The sequence below is a fragment of the Streptomyces sp. NPDC059142 genome (genome assembly GCF_042755665.1).
In the GTDB taxonomy this organism is placed as follows: Bacteria; Actinomycetota; Actinomycetes; order Streptomycetales; family Streptomycetaceae; genus Streptomyces.
Genome location: NZ_JBHZDA010000036.1, coordinates 52,465 through 62,125, shown reverse-complemented (window position 1 = coordinate 62,125; position 9,661 = coordinate 52,465). Strand labels below are relative to the sequence as shown.

The 9,661-nt window shown below is 72.8% G+C and carries 9 protein-coding genes; 4 read left to right on the top strand and 5 right to left on the bottom strand.

Annotated elements, in window-relative coordinates; translation table 11 throughout:
* Positions 1–37: 37 nt before the first annotated feature.
* Entirely contained in the window at positions 38–949 is a 912-nt protein-coding gene (locus tag ACFXPK_RS16005) for an MBL fold metallo-hydrolase (protein ID WP_385075688.1), read from the bottom strand.
* Positions 950–1,209: 260 nt separating this feature from the next.
* Between ACFXPK_RS16005 and ACFXPK_RS16000 the strand changes: the two genes are divergently transcribed.
* Complete coding sequence (locus ACFXPK_RS16000) at positions 1,210–2,136, top strand: NADP-dependent oxidoreductase (protein WP_384998400.1); 927 nt, start codon at positions 1,210–1,212, stop codon at positions 2,134–2,136.
* A 21-nt stretch (positions 2,137–2,157) separates the two neighbouring features.
* Here the strand turns inward: ACFXPK_RS16000 and ACFXPK_RS15995 are convergent, their stop codons facing one another.
* Genes ACFXPK_RS15995 through ACFXPK_RS15985 form a run of 3 tightly spaced genes read right to left on the bottom strand, consistent with a single transcriptional unit; the run spans position 2,158 to position 3,426 of the window.
* Complete coding sequence (locus ACFXPK_RS15995; RefSeq protein ID WP_384998397.1) at positions 2,158–2,481, bottom strand: DUF202 domain-containing protein; 324 nt, start codon at positions 2,479–2,481, stop codon at positions 2,158–2,160.
* Complete coding sequence (locus ACFXPK_RS15990) at positions 2,478–2,870, bottom strand: YidH family protein (RefSeq protein ID WP_384998394.1); 393 nt, start codon at positions 2,868–2,870, stop codon at positions 2,478–2,480. Before ACFXPK_RS15990 ends, ACFXPK_RS15995 begins: the two co-directional genes overlap by 4 nt.
* A gap of 10 nt (positions 2,871–2,880) precedes the next feature.
* Entirely contained in the window at positions 2,881–3,426 is a 546-nt protein-coding gene (locus ACFXPK_RS15985) for an NUDIX domain-containing protein (protein ID WP_384998391.1), read from the bottom strand.
* Between the two features lie 85 nt (positions 3,427–3,511).
* Here ACFXPK_RS15985 and ACFXPK_RS15980 point away from each other — a divergent pair, with 85 nt between their 5' ends.
* From ACFXPK_RS15980 to ACFXPK_RS15970, 3 genes are all read left to right on the top strand, one after another.
* Positions 3,512–5,167 (top strand): FAD-binding dehydrogenase, encoded by a 1,656-nt coding sequence (locus ACFXPK_RS15980; RefSeq protein WP_385075677.1) that lies wholly within the window; start codon positions 3,512–3,514, stop codon positions 5,165–5,167.
* A gap of 192 nt (positions 5,168–5,359) precedes the next feature.
* Positions 5,360–6,433, top strand: a complete 1,074-nt coding sequence (locus ACFXPK_RS15975) for a hypothetical protein (protein ID WP_385075675.1) — start codon at positions 5,360–5,362, stop codon at positions 6,431–6,433.
* Between the two features lie 132 nt (positions 6,434–6,565).
* Positions 6,566–8,104 (top strand): APC family permease, encoded by a 1,539-nt coding sequence (locus tag ACFXPK_RS15970; protein ID WP_384998382.1) that lies wholly within the window; start codon positions 6,566–6,568, stop codon positions 8,102–8,104.
* A 159-nt stretch (positions 8,105–8,263) separates the two neighbouring features.
* Here the strand turns inward: ACFXPK_RS15970 and ACFXPK_RS15965 are convergent, their stop codons facing one another.
* Complete coding sequence (locus tag ACFXPK_RS15965; protein ID WP_384998408.1) at positions 8,264–9,661, bottom strand: gluconate:H+ symporter; 1,398 nt, start codon at positions 9,659–9,661, stop codon at positions 8,264–8,266.

The window sequence follows — 9,661 nt, the reverse complement described above, 5'->3', positions numbered from 1 at the left end:
CCCCCGGGCCGCCCGGGGGCCGGGAGCGCGGTCCTGGTCAGGCGTGGCAGGCCATGGGCACGCCGTCGTTCATCGTCGTCATGTCAGCGACGACGGTGAACAGGTCCAGCGGTGAACCCTCGGGCTCCCCGGCCAGCTCGGTGTACGCGCGGTGCAGATTGGCCACCAGCCGCTCGCTCTCGCGCAGCTCCGCGAACTCCCCGAGGTCGGCCCGGCGCGCGGCCTCCAGCGGGGTGAGTCCCTGGGCGTGGCTCGTCCCGGCCAGCTCGGTGACGTACCGGAGATAGCGCTCGGTGGCGTCGTACGCCGTGGGGTCGGTGAGCGGACCGTGGCCCGGTACGACCACGGACGCGTCCAGCGAGCGCAGCACGTCCAGCGCCCGCAGGGAGCCGCGCAGCGAGCCCATCGGGACGAACGGTGTGCCGCCCTGGAAGACCAGGTCGCCGGTGAAGACGACGCCGTGGTCCGGCAGATGCACGATCGAGTCCCCGAGGGTGTGCGCCACGCCCGGGTGGATCACCCGTACCTCGGTGTCGCCCACGTACAGGGTGAGCCGGTCGGTGTAGGTCACGCTCGGGGCGATGATGCCGATGTCCCCGAAGTCGGTGCGGGGCCAGATCAAGTGGAGCTGGTGGCCCGCCGAGAGCTGTTCGCTCCGGCACGCCTCATGGCCGACGACGGTGGCCTCCGGCAGGAACACCTGGTTGCCGTAGGTGTGATCACCGTGGTGGTGCGTGGTGACGATGGTGCGCGGCAGTTCGGCCCCGGCCAGCAGGATCGCCTCGCGCAGCAGCCGGGCCCGCCGTTCGGTGGCCGTGGTGTCGACGAGAAGTGTCGCGCCGCCGTCACTGATGAAGCCGGCGTTGTTCAGACACCAGCCGCCGTCGGGCTGGACATAGGCGTGCACCCCGGGGGCGAGACGGACGGTGTACGGATCGGTGGCGGGCATCACATCGGTGGCAGGCATCAAAACTCCTGTGGGGGCGGGAAGTTCCCCCGAGCCTGCCAGCCGGCGGACGGCCCGGGAGAACCGCCCCCGGCCCGTAAGGGCGTCGCCCCGCACCCGACCGTGTCCGGTTGACCCTCGGCGGCCGGACGGCCGGGGCGACGCCCCGCGGTGACGGGCCGCCCCCGCCGCCCGTCACCGCCGTGGCGGGAACAGATCGTTCCGGCTTGCGCGAGGCGTGCGGGCGGCAGAGGCTGCGAGGTATGAAGGCCATCAGCTACCGCCGTTACGGCGGCCCCGAGGTCCTGGAGTACGGCGACCATCCCGAGCCGAAGGTGGGCCCCGACTCCGTGCTGGTCGAGGTGCGGGCCGCCGCCGTGAACCCCGTGGACTGGAAGTGCCGCGAGGGCTATCTCGACGGGATCCTCGACACGGTCTTCCCGGTGATCCCGGGGTGGGACGTGGCCGGGGTCGTCGTGCGGCCCGGCGCGGCGGCCACCGGATTCGCCGCCGGGGACGAGGTCATCGGGTACGTCCGCGAGGACTTCCTCTCCCGGGGCACCTTCGCGCAGTACGTGGCCGCCCCGATCCGTACCCTCGCGCACAAGCCCAGCTCGCTCGCTTTCGCCGAGGCGGCCGGGCTGCCCCTGGTCGGGCTCACCGCCCATCAGGTGCTCCACCGGGTGCTGCGGGTACGGCCCGGCGAGACCGTGCTCGTCCACGCGGCGGCCGGCGCGGTCGGCTCCGCCGCCGTCCAGCTCGCCCGCCACCTCGGCGCCCGGGTCATCGGCGCCGCCCGCGCCTCCGGCCAGGACCACATCAGGGCGCTCGGCGGCGAACCCGTCACCTACGGGGACGATCTGGCCGCCCAGGTCAGGGCGCTGGCGCCGGACGGTGTGGACGCGGCGTTCGACATCATCGGCGGCGACCTCCTGCGTGCGACGCCCGGCCTGCTCGCGCCCGGCGGCCGACTGGCCTCCATCGCCGACGCCGGCGTCACCGACCTGGGGGGCAGCTACGCCTTCGTCCGCCCCGACCCCGCCGATCTGACGGAGCTGGCGGGCCTCGCGGAACAGGGCGTGCTGTCGGTGGCGGTGGCGCGGACCTTCCCCCTGGAGCACGCCGTGGACGCGTTCCGCTTCGCGGAGGCGGGCGGCGCGGGCGGCAAGGTGATCGTCACCACGGACTGACCCGGCCGGGCGGCGGAGCCGTCAGACCAGCACCGTCACCGCGAACGCCGCCAGCAGCAGGGCGCAGGCCGCCGCCGTGAGCGCGCCCCGCTCCGAGAGCCGTGGCGGCCTCGCCGCCTCCAGCGCCCGCAGCCGCCGGTGCGCCACGCCCAGGAAGCCGAGCCACACCAGGGCGCTCAGCGCCGCGCCGGTCAGCCCCGCCGCGGTCGCGCCGCCGTGGACGGCCTGGCGGGCCCCCAGGATCGCCACCACCGTGCAGGAGAGCGTCGTACGGCGCCACGCCAGCCGGGTGCGCTCCGGCTGGAGCCCCGGGTCCCGCTCCGGGGGCGCCGCCGGGACCGTCATCCGGCCCGCCCCAGGACGACGATCACCAGCATCGCCACCGCGACCAGCCCCACCGCCAGGCTCAGCAGCGTGGGGAAGGCGGAGACCGGCAGATCCTCACCGCGCCGCATCGCCCGCTCGCACCGCACCCAGTGGTTGACCGCGCGCAGCGCGCACAGCGCCCCCGCCGCGAGCAGCGCCACCGCGAGTCCGGCCCGTACGCCCCAGCGCAGGTCCGGCAGGAACTGGTCGACCGCGAACCCCCCGCCGACCAGCGCGAGCGCCGTGCGGATCCAGGCGAGGAACGTCCGCTCGTTGGCCAGCGAGAAGCGGTAGTCCGGGGTCGTGCCCTCCTCGCCGATCCGCCGGGGCGAGAACCACAGCCGGAGGCTCCGTGCAAAGTCGATCACCTGCCGCACCCTACGCGCGTGGCGCGGGCCCCGCGCGCAGCGCCCTGAGCCGTCGGTACGCCTCGGCCCCGTCCGGCACCCACTCCCATCCGCCGGGCCCGTCGGCCAGCCGGCGCTCCAGCTCCTCCTCCGGCACGAAGGCGTGCCAGGCGATCTCCTCCGCCTGGGGCCGCACCGGCAGCGCGCAGACCACCTCGTAGACCCGCGACCACGAGCGGAACCCGCCGGGCTCCGGGGAGGTGTAGAGGAACGAGAACAGCGGTACGGGGCGGTCGAGCCCCGACACCCCCAGCTCCTCCTCCGCCTCGCGCAGCGCCGCCTCGTCGTAGCCCTCGCCCGTACCGACGACCCCGCCCACGAACATGTCGTACATCGACGGGAAGGCCAGCTTGACCGCCGTTCTGCGGTGGACGAAGACCCGGCCCCGCGGGTCGCGTACGAACACGAAGACACAGCGGTGGATCAGGCCCTTCGCGTACGCCTCCCCGCGCGGCGCCTGCCCGATGACGTGGTCGTTCTCGTCGACTATGTCCAGGATCTCGTCTGCGGCACTCATGGCGTCCATCCAACCAGTTGACTCGTTACTCGCCCGTACGGAAGATCGGACCATTCACCCGCCCGGCCCGTGAAGGATGGAAACCATGGCGTACGACGCCGATGTGATCGTGATCGGGGCCGGCCTCGCGGGCCTGGTCGCCACCGCCGAACTGGTCGACGCGGGCCGCTCCGTCATCGTCCTCGACCAGGAGCCCGAGCGGTCGATCGGCGGACAGGCGCACTGGTCCTTCGGCGGGCTGTTCCTCGTCGACTCGCCCGAACAGCGCAGACTCCGCGTCAAGGACAGCCATGACCTCGCCCTCCAGGACTGGCTCGGTACGGCCGGGTTCGACCGCCCGGAGGACCACTGGCCGCGCAAGTGGGCCGAGGCGTACGTCGACTTCGCGGCGGGCGAGAAGCGGGCCTGGCTGCACGGGCAGGGCATACGGTTCTTCCCGGTGGTCGGCTGGGCGGAGCGCGGCGGGTACGACGCCACCGGCCACGGCAACTCCGTACCCCGCTTCCACATCACCTGGGGCACCGGACCCGGCGTCGTGGCGCCCTTCGAGCGCCGGGTGCGCGCGGGGGTCGCGAAGGGCCTGGTGAGCTTCCGCTTCCGTCACCGGGTCACCGGCCTCGGCTCGACGGCGGGCGCCGTGGACACCGTGACCGGCGAGACCCTGGAGCCCAGCGACGCCCCGCGCGGCACCGCGAGCAGCCGTACGGTCACCGGCGCCTTCGCACTGCGCGCCCAGGCCGTGATCGTCACCTCGGGCGGCATCGGCGGCAACCACGACCTGGTGCGCGCCCAGTGGCCCGAGCGGCTCGGCACCCCGCCGCGGAAGCTGCTCTCCGGGGTGCCCGCGCATGTGGACGGGCTGATGCTCGGCATCGCGGAGGCGGCGGGCGCCCACCACATCAACGGCGACCGGATGTGGCACTACACCGAGGGCATCGAGAACTGGAACCCGATCTGGGCCCGGCACGGCATCCGGATCCTGCCGGGGCCCTCCTCCCTCTGGCTGGACGCGCGCGGCAAACGGCTGCCCGTACCGCTCTTCCCCGGTTTCGACACGCTCGGCACCCTGGAGCACATCACGCGCTCCGGCCACGAGCACACCTGGTTCGTGCTCGACCGGCGCATCATCGGCAAGGAGTTCGCGCTCTCGGGCTCCGAGCAGAACCCCGACCTCACCGGGAAGTCCGTCCGCGACGTCCTCGGGCGGGCCCGCGCCGATGTCCCGGGCCCGGTGAAGGCGTTCATGGACAAGGGCGCCGACTTCGTCGTCGAGCGGGACCTGGGTGCCCTGGTGCGCGGTATGAACGCGCTCACCGAGGAGCCGCTGATCGACGAGGCCGAGCTGCGCCGTGAGATCACCGCGCGCGACCGTGAGATCACCAACCCCTTCACCAAGGACCTCCAGGTCACCGCGGTACGGGGCGCCCGGAAGTTCCTCGGCGACCGGCTGATCCGTACGGCGCCCCCGCACCGCATCCTCGACCCGGAGGCGGGCCCGCTGATCGCCGTACGGCTGAACATCCTGACCCGCAAGTCCCTCGGCGGCCTGGAGACCGATCTGTCCTCGCGGGTCCTCACCGCGGCGGGCGACCCGCTGCCCGGGGTCTACGCGGCGGGCGAGGCGGCCGGGTTCGGCGGCGGCGGGGTGCACGGCTACCGCTCGCTGGAGGGCACGTTTCTGGGCGGCTGCATCTTCTCCGGGCGTACGGCGGGACGGGCGGCGGCCCGCGCCCTCGGCTGACCCAACATCCCTGCCCGAAAGGCGCGTTGACGGTCGTACCCGCAGGTCACGGTCGGGCGGTATGCCCAACAGGGCTGTCCTGTAAGCCAGTTGGCGGGGCTATGTAACAAATACGCTCTTGACGCGGAGCGTCACCTCCGGTTGGCTGTGCGCGATCATCGCTCGAACATGTGCCCTGGAGGATTACGCGGAATGCCCCCGCCTCCGCCACCCCTGGGCCGTTCACGAAGACGGGCCCAACGGAACTTACGCTCCGCCCAGTTCTTCGATCCGGCCCTCGACGACGCCGAACTGGGCGCCGTAAGAGATCAGTTGGCCCAAGGCCGCTGGTCGCAAGCTCGCACCCTGCTCGCCGCCACCGGCGAGGACTGGGACCGGCGCGGTCACCGCGTCATCGTGCTCGCCCAGGCCGCGGGCGCCGCCACCTGGGCCGGTGACTGGCTCCTCGCCGAACCCGACAGCGCCGACGCCGCCACCCTGCTCGCCTGCGCCGACGTCCTCGCCGTACTCCACGGCAAGGACGGCGCGAAGGACACGGGGAAGGGCGGCGGGAAGGACACGGGGAAGGGCGGCGGCCGTACCGGCGGCAAGGACGGCGCCCCGGTCCGGGACAGCAAGGACCGGGCGCGCGAACAGGGCGCCAGGGACGCCTGCCGTGACGCGATCCGGCGGGCCCCCGCCGACCCCACCCCCTGGCTCGGCCTCCTGCTCCTCGCCCGCACCCTCGGCACCGAGGAGGAGACCTCCCGCTTCTTCGACGAGGTCAGGACCCGCCACCCCGACCACCACCACGCGCACCACCTGATGGCCGCCCGGCTCGCGGAACGCCCCACGGAACCCGGCCGCGAGAGCTTCCACGAGGTCTACGACTTCGCCTCCTGGGCCGCCGAACAGGCCCCCGCGGACTCGCCGCTCTCGGTGCTCCCCGTCGTCGCCCACGCCGAGCGCTACCGCGTGCTCGCCGCCACCGGGCACGAGCCCCCCGACCCCGCCGCCTCCGGCCACTGGACGGGACGGCGCGCCCGCCAGGTGCTCAAGGGCGCGTTCGACTGGTGGCTGGAGTGGGAGGGCGAGGAGCACCCACGCAACCGCGTGGACCTGAACTTCCTGGCCCACGCCCTCTTCCACGACGGACGGCTCGCCGAGTCCGCCGCGCTCTTCCACCGCATCGGCCGCCACATCACCCCGGCGCCCTGGGCCTACCCGGACCACGATCCGCACACCGCGTTCCTCGCCGCGCGCGACACCGCGCTCGGCTCCGCCTGACGGCCGTCCCGTACGACCACTCCGTACGACCCCGGCTCCACAGGACCCGCTCCGTACGACCCGCTCCGCACGATCCCCGCTGTTCCGCATGGTGCGTTCCGCGCACCTGAACTCCGAGAGGACACCCCTGTCATGTCGACGGGCAGACCGAGCACCGCTGAGATCAACACGTACAAAGGGCAGGACCGCGCGCTGCGCGCCAACCGGCTCGGCACGGTGGGGCTGCTGCTCTCCGTGCTCGCCGCGAGCGCGCCGATGCTGGTGGTCGCCGGCGTCATGCCCACCGTCTTCGGTGTCATGGGCATCGTCGGCCAGCCGCTGCTCTACGTGATCCTCGGCATCGTCCTGGTGCTCTTCAGCTTCGGCTACGCGGAGATGAGCCGGCACGTCCACAACGCCGGTGCGTTCTACGCGTACATCGCCCGCGGCCTCGGCCCGACCGCGGGCGCCGGAGCCTCCCTCCTCGCCCTCGTCGCGTACAGCGCCATGCAGTTCGCCGTCTACGGCCTGCTCGGCTTCGAGGTCTCGGGGCTCCTCGCCACCTATCTGGACCTCTCCGTGCCCTGGTGGGTGCCGGCCCTCGGCGCCGCCGCGGTCGTCGGACACCTCGGCTGGCTGAAGATCGACCTCAACGCCAAGGTCCTCGGGGTGCTGCTGGCCGTCGAGTGCGTCCTCGTCGTCATCTTCGACGTCGCCACCCTCTCCTCCCCGGGCCCCGAGGGCCTGTCCCTCACGGCCTTCGACCCCACCACCGTCACGGGCGCCGGCTTCGGCACCGCGCTCTGCTTCTGCGTCGCCGCCTTCGTCGGCTGCGAACAGGCCCCCGTGTACGCGGAGGAGACCAACCGGCCCCAGATCGTCGTCTCCCGGGTGATGTTCCTGGCCGTCGGCTACGCCTCGCTGTTCCTGGCCTTCAGCGCCTGGGCGCTGACCGTCGCCGCCGGACCCGGCTCGATCGTGAAGGTCTCGGCGGAACAGGGCCCCGGCCTGCTCTTCGGGCTCACCGAGGCGCGGCTCGGCGCCACCTTCGCCGACGTCCTGCACGTCCTGTTCGTGACGGGCATGTTCGCCGCGCTGCTCAGCTTCCACAACGTCGTCGCCCGCTACGCCTTCGCCATGGGGCGCGAGGGGCTGCTGCCCGCCGCCTTCGGCCGCACCACCCGGGCCAGCGGGGCGCCCGCCTCCGGCTCCGTCCTCCAGTCCCTGATCTCGGTGGCCGCCATCGCCGCCTTCGCCCTCACCGACGACAGGCCCACCGGTGACCCGACGGCGCCGGTGCTGCGCCTGTTCACCTGGATGGGCAGCGTCGGCGCGCTCGGCATCATCACCCTGATGGCGCTCGCCTCCTGCGCCGTCATCGCCTTCTTCGTCAAGCGCGGCGCCGGCCGCGCCCACGCCCCGCGTCTGGTCTCCTCCGGGCTGGCCATCGTCGCGCTCCTGACGATCGCCTTCTACACGGTCAAGGATTTCGGCGTCCTGATCGACGCGGGCCCCGGCTCCGCGCTGAGCTGGATCCTGCCCGCGATCATCGGGGTCGCCCTGGCCGCGGGGCTCGTGTACGGGGCGGTCCTGCGCTCGGTCAAGCCCGAGACGCACGCCCGGATCGGGCTCGGGAACGAGGCGTTCCAGCTGGAGAAGGTGGCGGAGTCGGCGCAGACGACCTCCGTCTGAGGACGCCGGACCGAGGACGACGGACCGAGTACGCCGGGCCGAGGACGACGACAGGGCGAACTGATACGCCGAGCTGACACGGCGAACTGATACGTCGACCTGACACGACGAACGCCCGCGGCCCGGGAGACCGGGCCGCGGGCGTTCCTCGCAGCGGTCCTAGACGATCAGCGACAGCAGCAGCACGGCCCCGAGGCCGACCACGGAGATGATCGTCTCCATCACCGACCAGGTCTTCAGCGTCTGCCCGACGCTCATCCCGAAGTACTCCTTCACCAGCCAGAACCCGGCGTCGTTCACATGGCTGAAGAAGACCGAGCCCGCGCCGATCGCCAGCACCAGCAGCGCGGCGTGCGTGGTGGACATGTCCGCCGCCAGCGGCGCCACCAGACCGGCGGCCGAGATGGTCGCCACCGTCGCCGAGCCGGTGGCCAGCCGGATCGCGACGGCGATCAGCCAGCCCAGCAGCAGCGCGGGGATCGACCAGTCCTTGGAGAGGTCCAGGATCATCTGGCCCACCCCGGAGTCGACCAGCGTCTGCTTGAAGCCGCCGCCGGCGCCGACGATCATCAGCACGCCCGCGATCGGGGCCAGCGACTTCTCCACGGTGGTGGAGATCCGGCCCTTGGTGAACCCGGCCGCGCGGCCCAGCGTGAAGATCCCCACCAGCACGGCGGCCAGCAGCGCGACCAGCGGGGAGCCGACCACGTCCGCGATCCGCTGGACGGTGTGCTCCGGGTCGTCCACGACGATGTCGACGAGCGCCTTGGCCAGCATCATCACCACGGGCAGCAGCACGGTGGCGACGGTCGCACCGAAGCCGGGGCGCTTCGCCAGATCGTCCGAGGTGCGCTGCGGGATCATCGACTCGGGCGCGGGGAGGTCCACCCAGCGGGCCGCGTACCGAGAGAACAGCGGCCCCGCGATGATCACGGTCGGGACGGCGACGACCACACCCAGCGCCAGCGTGACCCCGAGGTCCGCGCCGATCGCGTCGATCGCGACCAGCGGCCCGGGGTGCGGCGGGATCAGCCCGTGCATCACGGAGAGCCCGGCCAGCGCCGGGATACCGATCCGCATCAGCGAGTAGTTGCCGCGCTTGGCGACGAGCAGCACCACCGGGATCAGCAGCACGATGCCGACCTCGAAGAAGAGCGGCAGCCCGATCACCGAGGCGATCAGGACCATCGCCCAGGGCATCGCCCGCCCGCTCGTCCTGGCGAGGATCGTGTCGACGATCTGGTCGGCGCCGCCGGAGTCCGCGAGCAGCTTGCCGAGGATCGCGCCGAGCGCGATCAGCACGCCCACTCCGGCGACCGTGGAGCCCAGCCCGGCGGAGAAGCTGGTGATGACCTTGTCCAGCGGTGCGCCCGCGAAGGCGCCGAGCGCCAGCGAGCCCAGCGTCAGGGCGAGGAAGGCGTGGAGTTTGAAGACGGTGATGAGCAGGACGATGACGGCGATGCCGCCGAGGACGGCGAGGCCCAACTGCGCGTTGCCCGCCGAGGTGATGGGCTCTGCGGCGTCCGCTGCCAGTGTCTCGACACTGAGACCGGTCAC

Bases quoted from the DNA above. Each gene is read 5' to 3' on its own strand.
- ACFXPK_RS16005 (WP_385075688.1), bottom strand. From the start codon at position 949: ATGCCCGCCACCGATCCGTACACCGTCCGTCTCGCCCCCGGGGTGCAC.
- ACFXPK_RS15975 (WP_385075675.1), top strand. From the start codon at position 5,360: ATGCCCCCGCCTCCGCCACCCCTGGGCCGTTCACGAAGACGGGCCCAA.
- ACFXPK_RS16000 (WP_384998400.1), top strand. From the start codon at position 1,210: ATGAAGGCCATCAGCTACCGCCGTTACGGCGGCCCCGAGGTCCTGGAG.
- ACFXPK_RS15980 (WP_385075677.1), top strand. From the start codon at position 3,512: ATGGCGTACGACGCCGATGTGATCGTGATCGGGGCCGGCCTCGCGGGC.
- ACFXPK_RS15985 (WP_384998391.1), bottom strand. From the start codon at position 3,426: ATGAGTGCCGCAGACGAGATCCTGGACATAGTCGACGAGAACGACCAC.
- ACFXPK_RS15995 (WP_384998397.1), bottom strand. From the start codon at position 2,481: ATGACGGTCCCGGCGGCGCCCCCGGAGCGGGACCCGGGGCTCCAGCCG.
- ACFXPK_RS15970 (WP_384998382.1), top strand. From the start codon at position 6,566: ATGTCGACGGGCAGACCGAGCACCGCTGAGATCAACACGTACAAAGGG.